Origin of the sequence: Nonomuraea sp. NPDC005501, assembly GCF_040605905.1 — a bacterium.
Classification (GTDB): domain Bacteria; phylum Actinomycetota; class Actinomycetes; order Streptosporangiales; family Streptosporangiaceae; genus Nonomuraea.
Genome location: NZ_JBEXDT010000080.1, coordinates 1 through 13700, shown reverse-complemented (window position 1 = coordinate 13700; position 13700 = coordinate 1). Strand labels below are relative to the sequence as shown.

Annotated in this window: 15 protein-coding genes; 13 read left to right on the top strand and 2 right to left on the bottom strand. The window is 72.8% G+C overall.

Annotated elements, in window-relative coordinates; all coding sequences use genetic code 11:
- Positions 1-102: 102 nt before the first annotated feature.
- Complete coding sequence (thiD, locus tag ABZS51_RS31395) at positions 103-897, top strand: bifunctional hydroxymethylpyrimidine kinase/phosphomethylpyrimidine kinase (protein WP_355448524.1); 795 nt, start codon at positions 103-105, stop codon at positions 895-897.
- Between the two features lie 74 nt (positions 898-971).
- Here the strand turns inward: thiD and rpmB are convergent, their stop codons facing one another.
- Complete coding sequence (gene rpmB, locus ABZS51_RS31390) at positions 972-1157, bottom strand: 50S ribosomal protein L28 (RefSeq protein WP_253772968.1); 186 nt, start codon at positions 1155-1157, stop codon at positions 972-974.
- Positions 1158-1354: 197 nt separating this feature from the next.
- On the opposite strand from rpmB, the gene ABZS51_RS31385 reads away from it, so the two are divergent.
- The 8 genes from ABZS51_RS31385 (at position 1355) to mutM (ending at position 9237) form a co-directional block, all read left to right on the top strand.
- On the top strand, positions 1355-2911 hold the full coding sequence (locus ABZS51_RS31385) for a DAK2 domain-containing protein (protein ID WP_355448520.1): 1557 nt from the start codon (positions 1355-1357) through the stop codon (positions 2909-2911).
- Positions 2912-3003: 92 nt separating this feature from the next.
- The gene (gene recG / locus ABZS51_RS31380) at positions 3004-5202 is read left to right on the top strand and encodes an ATP-dependent DNA helicase RecG (protein WP_355448517.1); all 2199 of its coding nucleotides are present in this window, start codon (positions 3004-3006) and stop codon (positions 5200-5202) included.
- A 296-nt stretch (positions 5203-5498) separates the two neighbouring features.
- A complete protein-coding gene (locus tag ABZS51_RS31375; protein ID WP_355448514.1) occupies positions 5499-6122 on the top strand; it encodes an RsmD family RNA methyltransferase in 624 nt (207 codons plus the stop codon).
- A gap of 26 nt (positions 6123-6148) precedes the next feature.
- The gene (coaD, locus tag ABZS51_RS31370; RefSeq protein ID WP_310708802.1) at positions 6149-6625 is read left to right on the top strand and encodes a pantetheine-phosphate adenylyltransferase; all 477 of its coding nucleotides are present in this window, start codon (positions 6149-6151) and stop codon (positions 6623-6625) included.
- Between the two features lie 71 nt (positions 6626-6696).
- A complete protein-coding gene (locus ABZS51_RS31365; protein WP_310708803.1) occupies positions 6697-7248 on the top strand; it encodes a YceD family protein in 552 nt (183 codons plus the stop codon).
- Between the two features lies 1 nt (position 7249).
- Complete coding sequence (gene rpmF / locus ABZS51_RS31360; RefSeq protein ID WP_033409409.1) at positions 7250-7429, top strand: 50S ribosomal protein L32; 180 nt, start codon at positions 7250-7252, stop codon at positions 7427-7429.
- A 211-nt stretch (positions 7430-7640) separates the two neighbouring features.
- Entirely contained in the window at positions 7641-8360 is a 720-nt protein-coding gene (gene rnc, locus ABZS51_RS31355; protein ID WP_310708883.1) for a ribonuclease III, read from the top strand.
- Position 8361: 1 nt separating this feature from the next.
- Positions 8362-9237 (top strand): bifunctional DNA-formamidopyrimidine glycosylase/DNA-(apurinic or apyrimidinic site) lyase, encoded by an 876-nt coding sequence (gene mutM / locus ABZS51_RS31350; RefSeq protein WP_310708804.1) that lies wholly within the window; start codon positions 8362-8364, stop codon positions 9235-9237.
- On the opposite strand, the gene ABZS51_RS31345 is transcribed toward mutM, so the two are convergent.
- The gene (locus ABZS51_RS31345; RefSeq protein WP_355448510.1) at positions 9155-10339 is read right to left on the bottom strand and encodes an MFS transporter; all 1185 of its coding nucleotides are present in this window, start codon (positions 10337-10339) and stop codon (positions 9155-9157) included. The genes mutM and ABZS51_RS31345 overlap by 83 nt on opposite strands.
- A 79-nt stretch (positions 10340-10418) precedes the next feature.
- Here ABZS51_RS31345 and ABZS51_RS31340 point away from each other — a divergent pair, with 79 nt between their 5' ends.
- The 4 genes from ABZS51_RS31340 to ABZS51_RS31325 form a co-directional block, all read left to right on the top strand.
- On the top strand, positions 10419-11324 hold the full coding sequence (locus ABZS51_RS31340) for a LysR family transcriptional regulator (RefSeq protein ID WP_355448507.1): 906 nt from the start codon (positions 10419-10421) through the stop codon (positions 11322-11324).
- Positions 11325-11413: 89 nt separating this feature from the next.
- On the top strand, positions 11414-11689 hold the full coding sequence (locus ABZS51_RS31335; protein WP_355448504.1) for an acylphosphatase: 276 nt from the start codon (positions 11414-11416) through the stop codon (positions 11687-11689).
- A 190-nt stretch (positions 11690-11879) separates the two neighbouring features.
- A complete protein-coding gene (locus ABZS51_RS31330; protein ID WP_055505123.1) occupies positions 11880-12074 on the top strand; it encodes a hypothetical protein in 195 nt (64 codons plus the stop codon).
- Positions 12075-12258: 184 nt separating this feature from the next.
- Positions 12259-13700, top strand: a 1442-nt coding sequence (locus ABZS51_RS31325; protein ID WP_355448500.1) for an AAA family ATPase, incomplete at its 3' end; no start/stop codon positions are given.

Genomic DNA, 13700 nt, shown 5'->3' with positions numbered 1-13700 from the left:
CAGGGCGGGCGGCGCAAGGGTCGCCCGCCTCCTGCCGTCGCCCCTCCCACGGCGCCCCGCCGGCTGCGGAGGGCGCGGACGGTGGAATGGTTGGATGGGGGCATGACCGTTACGACCCCTCCGCGTGTATTGACCGTCGCCGGATCCGACTCCGGCGGCGGTGCGGGCATCCAGGCCGATCTCAAGACCATGCTGGCCCTGGGTGTCCACGGCATGAGCGTGATCGCCGCCGTGACGGCCCAGAACTCCGTCGGCGTCCAGGGCTACTGGGAGCTGCCCGCCGAGGCCGTGCGCGCCCAGCTCGACTCCGTGCTGGGCGACATCGGTGCGCAGGCGGTCAAGACCGGCATGCTCGCCTCACCCGAGCTGGTCGAGGTCGTGGCCGTGACGCTCGGCGCGTACGAGGCGCCGGTCGTGGTCGATCCCGTGGGCGTGTCCAAGCACGGCGACTCCCTGCTCGCGCCCGAGGCCGTCGAGACGATGCGCACGCGGCTGCTGCCCGTCGCCACCGTCGTCACGCCGAACCTGTGGGAGGTCGAGCAGCTCACCTCGGTCAAGGTCGAGGACGAGGACGGCATGCGGCGGGCCGCCGACGCGGTGCTGGAGCTGGGCCCCGCCTGGGCGCTCATCAAGGGCGGGCACCTGCCCGGCGAGCCGGTGGACCTGCTGACCGACGGCGCCCGCGAGTACCGCTTCACGGCCGAGCGGCTCGACAACCGCCACACCCACGGCACGGGCTGCACGCTCGCCTCGGCGATCGCCTCCCACCTCGCGATGGGCGAGGACGTGCCGGGGGCGGTGGGCAAGGCCAAGGAGTACGTCACGGGGGCGATCCGGCTGGGTTTCCCGCTCGGCGACGGCATCGGCCCGGTGGACCACGCCTGGCGGTGGCGCTGATCGCCCGTCGCTCGTCGGGCATGACGAAAGCCCGCCGCTCGGCCGGGAGCGGCGGGCTTTCGCGAAGATCGGTACTAGCGGGTGACCTTGCCCGCCTTGATGCACGAGGTGCACACGTTCAGCTTCTTCGGCGTGCCGCCGACGACCGCGCGAACCGTCTGGATGTTGGGGTTCCAGCGGCGACGGGTGCGGCGGTGGGAGTGGGAAACGTTGTTGCCGAAGATCGGGCCCTTGCGGCAGACATCGCAGACGGAAGCCACGGTATCGCTCCTTAAAACAGTCGATGTAGCCCTGTCCGCTGATGGTCGTCGGGCGGAGGGCATGCCGGGACAACCGGCCAGCCAGACGAGGATATCCGATCCACGCCACCAGGTGCGAACTGGAGCACTGGACTGGGACAGATGCGGCGATATCCTCCTCGTTCAACGGTAGCGCACTCGGGAGGTCGTAGCACCGCATGGAGGTTCTCGACCCGCCCCGGGTACGCCGCTGGGCCCGCCTGGCCGCGGACGCGCTGGGCAGGTCACGGGCGGAGATCGACGCGCTCAACGTGTTCCCCGTCGCCGACGGCGACACCGGCACGAACCTCCACCTGACCATGCTGGCCGCCGCCGAGGCCGTCGAGGCGCTGCCCGACGACGTGGACCGCGCGGTGGTGTGGCAGACGCTCGCGTACGGCGCCCTGGTGGGCGCGCGCGGCAACTCCGGCGTCATCGTCAGTCAGGCCCTGCGCGGGCTGGCCGAGGAGCTGAAGGACGGCTCCGACCTGAGGGCCGGCCTGGTCAGGGCGTCGTCGCTGGCCAGGGAGGCGGTCGCCCGGCCCGTCGAGGGCACGGTCCTGAGCGTGCTGGGCGCGGTGGCGGGAGCCGTGCGGGAGGCCGACGGCGACCTGGCCGAGATCGCGCGGCGGGCCGCGCGGGAGGCCCGCGCCGCGCTTCGCCGCACCCCCGGGCAGCTCGACGTGCTGGCGCGCAGCGGCGTCGTGGACGCGGGCGGCGCCGGGCTGGCGATCATCCTGGAGTCGCTGGCGGCCGTGGTGACGGGCTCCTCCGGCGATCGGTACGGCGAGCGGTACGAGGTGCCCGCGCCGACGGCGCGCGTGTCGCCGATGACCGAGGTGGGCGCGGGCTACGAGGTGATGTACCTGCTGGACGCCGACGACGCCGCGGTGGCCACGCTGCGCGAGGAGCTCGACGCGATGGGCGACTCGCTGGTGGTCGTGGGCGGCGACGGGCTGTGGAACGTCCACGTCCACGTGGACGAGGCCGGACCCGCGGTGGAGGCGGCGCTGCGGGTGGGGCGGCCGTACCGGATCAGGATCACGTACCTCGCCGAGCGGACCCACCGCGGCGACGCGGGCAGGGGCGTGGTGGCCGTCGCCGCCGGCGACGGCATCGCGGCGCTGTTCGAGGAGTGCGGCGCGGTGGTCGTGCGGCGGGAGCCGGGCACGCGGCCGTCGCTGCCGGTCATGCTGGCCGCGATCAGGCAGGCGGGCGGCGAGGTCGCCGTGCTGCCGAACGACGAGGGTGCCCAGGCGGTCGCCGCCGCGGCGGCGGAGATCGCCCGGGAGGACGGCGTCGTGGTCAGCGTGCTGCCGACCCGGGCGACGGTGCAGGGGCTGGCGGCGCTGGCCGTCCACGACCCGCTGCGCCGCTTCGACGACGACGTGGTGGCGATGACCGGCGCCGCGGGGCACACGCGTCACGGTCACCTGGTGACGGCCCGCAGGGAGGCGGTCACCAGCGCGGGCGTGTGCCGGCCCGGTGACGTGCTCGGGCTGATCGACGACGACGTGGCGGTGATCGGCCGTGAGCTGGGGGAGGTGGCCGTCGCCGTCGTGGACCGGATGGTGGCGGGCGGCGGCGAGATGGTCACGCTGGTCACGGGCGCGGACGCGCCCGAGGACCTCGCGGGCGCGGTGGGGGAGCACCTGCGGGCCACCCGGCCGGACGTGGACCTGGTGGTGTACGCGGGGGAGCAGGGCGGCTACCCGCTCCTCATCGGCGTGGAGTGAGCGGGTGGCGCCGGTGAGCGGGCGTGGCGGCGCGGCGATTCGGGGGGCGCGACATGCGTTCCTGTCGGTCGCAGGCGGTAGAACATAGTGCCGTGAGCCGTTTCGACGAGCCGCTGACCAAGGCGCTCGACCCGAAGACCGCCAAGCTGCTGCACAGCGTGCTCGGCCTGGAGACGGTCGGCGACCTGCTGCGCCACTACCCCCGCCGCTACGCCGAGCGCGGCGAGCTGACCGCGCTCGACGCGCTGGAGGTCGACGAGCACGTCACCGTGGTCGGCGAGGTGAGCCGGCTCATGCGCAAGCCCATGCGCAACCGCGGCGGCACCTGGCTGGAGGTCGAGGTCGTCGACGCCGCCCGTAACAAGATCTACCTGTCGTTCTTCGGCAAGGGCTCCCACGTGGCCGAATCGCGGCTCAAGCCGGGACGGCGCGGCATGTTCGCCGGGAAGGTCGGCCTCTTCGGCTCCCGGACACACCCGCGCTGGCAGCTCTCGCACCCCGAGTTCGAGCTGTTCGAGGAGAACGAGGCCGGCGCCGAGGAGTTCTCGGCCGCGCCGGTGCCGATCTACCCGGCCGGCAAGGACCTGACGCCGTGGGTGATCAGGCGGGCCGTGGGCGTCGTGCTCGACACGCTGGGGCCGCTGGCCGACCCGCTGCCCGGCGACCTGCGCGCCCGCCACGGCCTGCGCGACCTGGCCGAGGCGCTGGAGGCGGTGCACCGGCCGAAGGACTTCGGCGACGTGCAGCGGGCCCGCGACCGGCTCAAGTTCGACGAGGCGTTCGTGCTCCAGGCCGTGCTGCTCCAGCGCCGGCAGGCGGCGACCGCCTGGCCCGCCAAGGCCCGCCCGCGCCGCGGCGACGGCATCCTGGCCGACTTCGACGCGCGGCTGCCGTTCGAGCTGACCGAGGGCCAGTCCCAGGTCGGCGAGGAGATCGCCGCCGACCTGGCCCGCGAGCACCCGATGCACCGGCTGCTGCAGGGCGAGGTCGGCGCGGGCAAGACCGTGGTCGCCCTGCGGGCGATGCTCCAGGTGGTCGACGCGGGCGGCCAGGCCGCGCTGCTGGCGCCCACCGAGGTGCTCGCCCAGCAGCATCACCGCTCGATCACCGCCATGCTGGGCGACCTCGCGCAGGGCGGCATGTTCGGCGGCACGGCCGTCACCCTCCTGACGGGCTCCATGGGCGCCGCCGCCCGCCGCGCCGCGCTGCTCGACGCGGCCTCGGGCACGGCCGGCGTCGTCGTGGGCACGCACGCCCTGTTGCAGGAGCACGTCCAGTTCGCCGACCTCGGTCTGGTGGTGGTCGACGAGCAGCACCGCTTCGGTGTGGAGCAGCGCGACGCGCTGCGCGAGAAGGCCGGCGGCGGGCGCCCGCACGTGCTCGTCATGACCGCGACCCCGATCCCGCGCACGGTCGCCATGACCGTCTTCGGCGACCTGGAGGTCTCCACGCTGTCGCAGCTCCCGTCCGGGCGCGCGCCCATCACCACCCACGTGGTGCCGGCCGCCGAGAAGCCCCACTTCCTGGAGCGCACGTGGGAGCGGGTGCGCGAGGAGGTCGCCCTGGGCCGGCAGGCCTACATCGTCTGCCCGCGCATCGGCGACCTGGAGGGCGACGAGGGCGACCTGGAGGCTCGGCTGGGCGAGTCCGGCGGGGAAGCGTCGGGGGAGGAGCGCCGGCCGCCGCTGGCCGTCCTGGACGTCGCCCAGCTGCTGTCCGAGGGGCCGTTCCACGACCTGCGGCTCGGCGTCCTGCACGGCAAGCTGCCGCCGGAGGAGAAGGACGCGATCATGCGGGCGTTCAGCCGGGGCGAGCTGGACGTGCTGGTGGCGACGACGGTGATCGAGGTCGGCGTCGACGTGCCCAACTCCTCAGTCATGATCATCATGGACGCCGACCGGTTCGGGGTCTCGCAGCTCCACCAGCTCCGCGGCCGCGTCGGCCGGGGCGGGCTGCCGGGGCTGTGCCTGCTGGTGTCCGACTTCCCGGAGGGCACGCCCGCGCGGGCGCGGCTCGACGCGGTGGCCGCCACGCTCGACGGGTTCGAGCTGTCGCGGGTGGACCTGGAGCAGCGGCGTGAGGGCGACGTGCTGGGCGCGGCCCAGTCGGGCAAGCGGTCGTCGCTCAAGCTGCTCCAGCTCCTGCGCGACGAGGACGTGATCGAGGCGGCCCGGGACGAGGCGGCGCGGCTGCTGGCGGCCGATCCCGAGCTGTCGGCGCACGAGGCGCTGCGCGCGGAGATCGACCGGCTGCTGGCCGACGAACGCGCCGAATACCTGGAGAAGACGTAACCACCTGGACAACCGGGGCGCCGCGGGGGAGCGGCGGAAACAGGTGCTGGGCCCAGCCATGGGGACGGCCTCCCCCCGAATGCCGTCCCCGGCTGGGCCCACCCCTCGGGTCAGGTGCCGAGGGAACCGGCGTGCGGAAGGGCTCACGACCACGCCGGTCGGCCTTCTGATGGGTCACCTCGAAGGCCGCAGACCCATCATGCGTGGCCGGTGGGGCGATGGGAATCACCCTTGCGTCTTCGAGGCCGACACTTGTCCACTCTTGACCTGCGCCGACGTGCGCGAGAATGGCTGCCATGACTCGGATCATCGCGGGCAGCGCGGGCGGGCGACGCCTGGCGGTCCCGCCGGGGCGCGGCACGAGACCGACCAGCGACAGGGCCAGGGAAGGCATCCTCTTGACGCTCGACTCCCTGGGCGGGGTGAGGGGGTCCCGGGTGATGGACCTGTACGCCGGGTCGGGGGCCGTCGGGCTGGAGGCGCTGTCGCGGGGCGCGGAGCACGCGCTGCTCGTCGAGTCCGATCCCAGGGCCGTCCGGGCCATCAGGACGAACGTCCGGGAGCTGGGGCTGCCAGGGGCGCGGGTGGTGGCGGACAAGGTCGAGCGGTTCCTGGGCCGGCCGGGCGGGGACGTCGCGGGGCAGGGCCGGGGTGGGGAAACTCACACCGACCCGGTCGGGCCGGTCGAGCCGTACGACATCGTGTTCGCCGATCCGCCGTACGCGGTGTCGGACGAGGAGGTCACGCGGGTGCTGGAGCTGCTGCGCGACCACGGGTGGCTGGCGGAGGACGCGGTGGTGGCGTTCGAGAGGGAGACCCGGGGAAAAGCCCTGGTATGGCCGGAAGGTTACGTTGAGGAGAGGGTTCGCCGTTATGGCGAAGCGTCCGTTTGGTACGGTCGCGCCGCCGGTAATCCGTAGACCTGCCCGCTGACCAGGGAGGCGTCTTGCGCCGCGTTGTCTGCCCGGGGTCCTTCGACCCCATCACCAACGGTCACCTCGACATCATCGCCCGGTCCGCCAGGCTGTACGACGAGGTCACCGTGGCCGTGCTCATCAATGTGGAGAAGAGCAGCCTCTTCACGGTCGACGAGCGGATCGAGGTCCTCCAGACCGTGACCAAGGAGTTCCCGAACGTCACGGTTCGCAAGTTCCACGGGCTCCTCGTCGACTTCTGCAAGCAGAACGACATCCCGGCCATCGTCAAGGGCATCCGCGTGGTCAGCGACTTCGACTACGAGCTCCAGATGGCCCAGCTCAACTACCGGCTGTCCGGGGTCGAGACGCTGTTCATGCCGACCAATCCCGAGTACTCGTTCCTGTCTTCCAGCCGGGTGAAGGAGATCGCGCGGTACGGTGGGGACGTGTCCGGCCTGGTCCCCGACCTGGTGCACAAGCTGCTCGTCGAGCGGCTCAGGGGCTGACCGCCACCTGGTATCCTTTCATTTCGGCCTTGTACGACGGCGACAGTTCCGCCATGCCTAGCGAGAGCAGGATGACTCAGCACCTCGACCCCCGCTCGCCTTGGGTGATCTCCACTCACGACCTGGGAAAGCGGCCGGGGACGATGAGGCAGATGACTCTGTCCCTCCCGGCTCCGGCGAATCTCGGCGTCGACATGATCGGCGTTCCCAAGGACGCCGAAGTCGAGCTGGACCTCCGGCTTGAAGCAGTGATGGAAGGCGTGCTCGTGTCCGGCACGGCGCAGGCCCCGCTGGGCGGGGAGTGCGCGCGGTGCCTCGACCCGTTGTCCTCGGACCTCGAGGTCGATCTGCAGGAGCTGTTCTTCTACTCCGACGAGGACGCCTCGGAGGACGACTCGCTGATGGACGGGGAGCTGCTCGACCTCGAGCCGACGTTCCGTGACGCGGTGGTGCTCGCACTGCCGTTGAGCCCGGTCTGCCGCGACGACTGCCCGGGACTCTGCACGGAGTGCGGGATCAAGCTGGCCGAGGCCGGCGACGATCACCGGCACGAGAAGATCGACGCTCGCTGGGCGTCGTTGCAAGGTCTGGTTTCCGAGAACGATAACGATCAGGAGAAGTGACGTGGCCGTCCCGAAGCGAAAGATGTCGCGGAGCAACACCCGCGCCCGTCGCTCCCAGTGGAAGACGACTGCTGTCGCCCTGGTGAGCTGCCCGCAGTGCCGTTCGCCCAAGCAGCCGCACATCGCGTGCCCCACCTGCGGCACCTACAACCGTCGTCAGGTCATCGAGCCGTCCGCCTGATCTCGCAGTTGACGTGATGCCGACCGGGTGCCATTGTGCCCCGGTCGGCGTGAACGTCTCAGTTGCGCACGGCGGCGGCTCGCCCGCGGTCGTGGTGGACGCCGGGGCTCTGTACCCCCGACGCCCACCACGTTTTCGGGCATCCTCCGCGGCCGTCGCGGCATGTGAAGGTGTCCGAGGAGGAAAACCCGTGGGCGCAGGTCCCAAGCCGGTGGCCGTCGAGGTCGCCAGAGCAGAGCTGGAGCGAGTGCTGTCGATCAGCATCGACTCCGACATCCTGGAGCGGGCGTTGACGCACCGCTCCTACGCGTACGAGAACGGCGGCCTGCCCACCAACGAGCGCCTGGAGTTCCTCGGCGACTCGGTGCTGGGCCTGGTGGTCACCGACACCCTCTACCGCAACCACCCCGACCTGCCCGAGGGGCAGCTCGCCAAGCTGCGGGCCGCGGTGGTCAACATGCGCGCCCTCGCCGACGTGGCCCGTGGGCTCGGTCTCGGCCGGTTCCTGCGGCTCGGCAGGGGCGAGGAGGGCACCGGAGGCCGCGACAAGTCCTCGATCCTGGCCGACACCCTGGAGGCGCTGATCGGCGCCGTCTACGTGGACAAGGGGCTCGACGAGGCGTTCCGGGTGGTGCACGTGCTGTTCGACCCGCTGATCGTGCGCTCGGCCTCGCTCGGCGCCGGGCTCGACTGGAAGACCTCCCTGCAGGAGCTCACCGCCTCCGAGGCGCTCGGCGTCCCCGAGTACCACGTCGAGGAGAGCGGCCCCGACCACGCCAAGTCCTTCACCGCGGAGGTGCGCGTCGGCGGCGAGTCCTACGGCGCGGGCAACGGGCGCAGCAAGAAGGAGGCCGAGCAGCAGGCGGCCGAGGCGGCGTGGACCCGCATCCGGGCCCGCCGCGAGCAGCGCGAGAGCCAGCCGGCGGGCTAGGTTGCCTGAGCTGCCGGAGGTCGAGGTCGTCCGGCGCGGCCTCGCGCAGTGGGTGGCCGGGCGGGAGATCGCCTGGGCGGAGGTGCTGCACCCGCGGGCGGTGCGCCGGCACGTGCCGGGCGCGGAGGAGTTCGCCGCGCGGCTGAAGGGCCGTGTCGTGCTCTCCGCCGAGCGGCGCGGCAAGTACCTGTGGCTCCCGCTGTCGGGCGCGGAGGAGGCGCTGCTGGCCCATCTGGGCATGAGCGGCCAGCTCCTCGTCGTGGAGCCGGACTCGCCGCCGGAGAAGCACCTGCGCGTACGGCTCGCCTTCCAGGACGGCGGCCCCGAGCTGCGCTTCGTCGACCAGCGCACGTTCGGCCACGTCATGCTGACGCCGCTGGAGGGCGGCGTGCCCGCGCCGATCTCGCACATCGCGCCGGACCCGTTCGAGGAGGCGTTCGACGACGACCGGTTCGCCGCCGCCCTGCGCCGCAAGGACACCGAGATCAAGCGGGCGCTGCTCGACCAGACGCTGATCAGCGGCGTCGGCAACATCTACGCCGACGAGGCCCTGTGGCTGGCCCGGCTGCACTGGGCGCACCCCACCCGGACGCTCACCCGGCCGAAGATCGCCGAGCTGCTCGCCGCGGTCCGCGAGGTGATGACGGCCGCGCTGCGCCAGGGCGGCACGTCGTTCGACAGCCTGTACGTCAACGTCAACGGCGAGAGCGGTTACTTCGAACGCTCCCTGGAGGCGTACGGCCGGCGTGACCGGCCCTGCTCCCGCTGCGGCAGCCCCATCGTCCGTGACGCGTTCATGAACCGCTCGTCCTTCTCCTGCCCCACGTGCCAGCGACGGCCGCGGCGGCCAGTGACAGCCCCGCGCCGAGCCACATGACGGCGGGGACCGACATCCCGTCCACCACCCGGCCGCCGGTGAGCGCGCCGAGCGAGATGGCCGCGTTGAAGACGGCGGTCAGCATGGCGGTGCCCGCCTCCCCGCCGCCGGCCCTGACGATCCAGATCTGCACCGTCACCGACACGCCCCCGTAGGCGACGCCCCACAGCAGGAGCAGGGCCGCCACCGGACCGATCGAGCCCGGCGCGGCGGCGAGGAGCGCGGTGGCGCCCCCGATGAGCAGGGCGAGCGTCACCAGCGTGCCCCTGGGGTGCCGGGCCGCCCGCGCGCCGGCGGCGAAGTTGCCCGCCACGCCCGCGACGCCGTACCCGAGCAGGACGGCGCCGACGGCGGCGGCACTCGCGCCCGCACCGTCTCGCGAGGCCTGCTCCAGGAACGGCCGGACGTAGGTGTAGGCCGCGAAGTGGCCGGTCACCACGAGAGCGGTCACGATCAGCACGATCCTGGACGGCCCGGTCCGCCACACCGCCCACAGGTCGGACGGGCGCGCGGCCCGCTCGGCGGGCAGCGGCGGCAGCAGCCTGGCCAGCACCACGCACAGGACGGCGGCGAGCAGGGCGACGGCTCCGAACGCCACCCGCCACCCGGCGGCGGAGGCGGCCAGCGTCCCGGCGGGCACACCCAGCACGGAGGCCACCGCGATCCCCGAGGCGATCGTCGCCGCCGCCCGGCCGATCCGCGGCTCCGGCACCAGCAGTACCGGCAGTCCCATCGCGTACGTCCAGAACCCGCCGATGCTCACCCCGGTCAGGACCCGCGCCGCCAGCATGACCGGGTAGGCCGGCGCCAGGGCGGCCACCAGGTTGGCGGCCGCGAGCAGGGCCATCAGCGCGCACAGCACCGTCCGGCGGTCCAGGCGCCGCGCGGCCAGCGTCATCAGCGGCGCGGACACGGCCGCCACCAGGCCCGGAGCGGTCATCATGAGCCCCGCCGTGCCGTCGGACACGCCCAGCTCGGCGCCGATCGGGGTCAGCAGGCCGACGGGCAGCATCTCACTGGTGACGATGGCGAACGTGCCGGCCGCGACCGTGGGCACGGCGAGCCGGTGCGCCACGGTCGTGGTCTCAGGTGTGATGGTCATGGCCTCCACCTTTCGGTGGTGGCGCCGGGGGAACAATGACGGGACGCTCAGGCTTGGTTTAGCTGGACTAAGGGGTGACATGGAGTTCAGGGAGCTGGAGTGCTTCGTCGTCCTCAGCGAGGAGCTTCACTTCGCGCGGGCCGCCGACCGGCTGTACCTGTCGCCGGGGCGGGTGAGCCAGCTCGTGCGGTCGCTGGAGACGCGGATCGGCGCCCGGCTGTTCGACCGGACCAGCAGGCGGGTGCGGCTGACGCCGCTCGGCGAGCGCTTCCTGGCGGACCTGCGCCCGGCGTACGACGGGCTGCGCGAGGCGGTGGAGCGGGCCCGGGCGGCGGCCCGCCAGGTGACGGGAGTGCTGCGCGTCGGCTTCCTCGGCACGCCGACGGAGCTGGTGACCGAGGCCGTGCGGGCCTTCGAGGCGCTGTACCCGTCGTGCGAGGTGCGGCTGGTGGAGGTGCCGCTGTCCGACCCGTTCGGCAAGCTGCGGGCGGGCCTGGTGGACGTGACGTTCACGCTGCTGCCGGTGGACGAGCCGGACCTGGAGACGGGCCCGGGTCTCAACCGGGTGCCCGTCCGCCTCGGCCTGCCCGCCGGCCATCCGCTCGCGGGCCGGGACGCCGTCGACGCGGAGGAGCTGGCGGACCTGCCGCTGATCGAGCCGGGGGGACCGGCGCCGCGCGCCTGGCGCCAGCTGCTCGCGCCGGCGGGCACCCCGGCGGGCCGGCCCATCCCCCGAGGGGGTACGGTCGCCACCAGCCAGGAGGGCATCACGCTGGTCGCGCTCGGGCGCGGCGGGATGCTGTTCTGCACGCCGACGGCGGCCTACCACGAGCGTGGTGACGTGGTGTTCGTGCCGGTGACGGGCCTGCCCGCGTCGGTGCTCGGGCTGGTGTGGCCGAGAGCCGGCGCGACGGCCGCGGTGCGCGCGTTCGGTGAGACGGCCGCGGGCGTGGCGGGCCCGGAGGCGGCCCGCAGGGTGGCGTGAAACGGCCGCGGAGGCCCGGAGGCATGCCCGCAAAGGGGCGGCGGGGATGGCCGGAACGGGTGGCCGGGGATGACCGGAAGGGGTGGGGCATGGAGGACGTACGGCTGACCGCCTGGGTCAGGGGGCGCGTGCAGGGCGTGGGGTTCCGCTGGTGGACCCGGGCGCGGGCGCTGGAGCTGGGCCTGGAGGGCTGGGCGCGCAACACGGACGACGGCCGGGTGGAGGTGGTCGCCGAGGGGCCGCATGAGGCGTGCGTCAAGCTGCTGGAGCTGCTCAGGGGTTGCGACACGCCGGGCAGGGTCGATGGAGTAGTGGAGAGGTGGAGCGAAGTCCGAGGTGGTTTGGGTGGTTTCCGGGAGCGGTAGCCGCTTTCGCGAAACGGGCCAAATGGGGTATAGTTATATGCCGGGAGTGCCCCACGAGGGGTGTGGCGGTTCGTTCGACTTGACCGCCCACACTGCCGGTGCGACTCTTGTTAAGTACCACGCGCACCCCTCCCGCGGAATAAGAAGTGCGCGAACCAGTCTGGTCACTCAGCGTGGAGGACCCTTTACCATGGCGAAGGCTCTACTCGGCCACGTCGGTGGTCCTGACCCTCGGATGGTCTCGGAGATGCGGCGCTTGCAGCAGCGGATCCGTGACCTGGAGGCAGAACTCATCCGGCTTCAGGCTCAGAATGACGCTCTTGCGGCGCAAACCCGCGATGAGGCGCTCAGCCGCATGCAGGAGCGCGAGCCGGCACTCACCTGAGAGTGATCGGAACGCAAGATTGAGGGACGTCTCGGCGAGGCGTCCCTTGTTATTTGCCCTCGTTCGGGATGTCTTTGCGCCCCCTTTCCGCGTCCGGCCGCCGACGCCACCGTTGTGGCCAGCGACGAGGCGCTCGGACCAGTAGGCTTTCCCGAAGTCCGTTCAGGGAGAAGGGGGCCTGTTCTTGCATTTGAAGACCCTGACCCTGCGCGGCTTCAAGTCCTTCGCCTCGGCGACCGCCCTGCGGTTCGAGCCGGGCATCACCTGCGTGGTCGGTCCCAACGGCTCCGGCAAGTCCAACGTCGTCGACGCCCTGGCCTGGGTCATGGGCGAGCACAGCGCCAAGTCGCTGCGCGGCGGCAAGATGGAGGACGTCATCTTCGCCGGCACCTCGTCACGGCCGCCGCTGGGCCGGGCCGAGGTCACGCTGACCATCGACAACGCCGACGGCGCGCTGCCCATCGACTACACCGAGGTCACGATCAGCCGGCTGATGTTCAGGTCCGGCCAGAGCGAGTACGCCATCAACGGCGACACCTGCCGCCTGCTCGACATCCAGGAGCTGCTGTCCGACTCCGGCATCGGCCGCGAGATGCACGTCATCGTCGGGCAGGGCCAGCTCGACGCCGTGCTGCACGCGGGGCCGGAGGACCGCCGGGCGTTCATCGAGGAGGCCGCGGGCGTCCTGAAGCACCGCAAGCGCAAGGAGAAGGCGCTGCGCAAGCTCGACGCGATGCAGGCCAACCTGACGCGCGTCCAGGACCTCGCCACCGAGCTGCGCCGCCAGCTCAAGCCGCTGGGCCGCCAGGCCGAGATCGCCCGCAAGGCCGCGGTCATCCAGGCCGACTGGCGCGACGCGCGGCTGCGGCTGCTCGCCGACGACGTGTGCGTCCTGCGGGTCACGCTGGAGCGGGAGGCGGCCGACGAGGCGGCGGTCCTCGCCCGGCGCGCCCAGGTGGAGGCCGAGCTGGCCGAGGGACAGCGTCGGGAGGCCGCGCTGGAGACGGCCGAGGCCGAGGCCCAGCCACGGCTGACCGCCGCGCAGCAGACCTGGTTCCGGCTGTCGTCGCTGCGCGAGCGCATCACCGGGCTGGAGCAGCTCGCCGCCGAGCGCCACCGGCACGCCCTCGACGCCGCCGCCATCGAGCGCCGCGGCCGTGACCCCGAGGACCTCGAACGCGAGGCGGCCGAGGTGCGCGAGAGCGAGCTGGTGCTGCGGGCCGAGCTGGAGGAGGCGCAGGAGCTGCTCGACACCGCGGCCGAGCGGCGCGCCGAGGCCGAGTCCGAGCTGGCCGCCGAGGAGCGGCGGCTGGCGATGGCCGCCCGCGCCGCCGCCGACCGGCGCGAGGGCCTGGCGCGGCTGCGCGGCCGGGTCGACTCCGCGCGCAGCAGGTCACGCGCCGCCGAGGACGAGATCGGGCGTCTGACCAAGGCGGTCGCCGACGCGGCCGAGCGCGAGCGGCGCGCCCTCGACGACCTGGAGGAGCGGCGGAGCGAGGAGCCCGCCGCCGACCCGGCGCTGGCCGAGGAGCTGGCGACCGCGCAGGCGCTGGTCGAGGAGGCGCGGTTGCGCAGCGGCACCTTCGACACCATCTCGATCTTGCCGCCGAGGTGCATGAGGAAGGT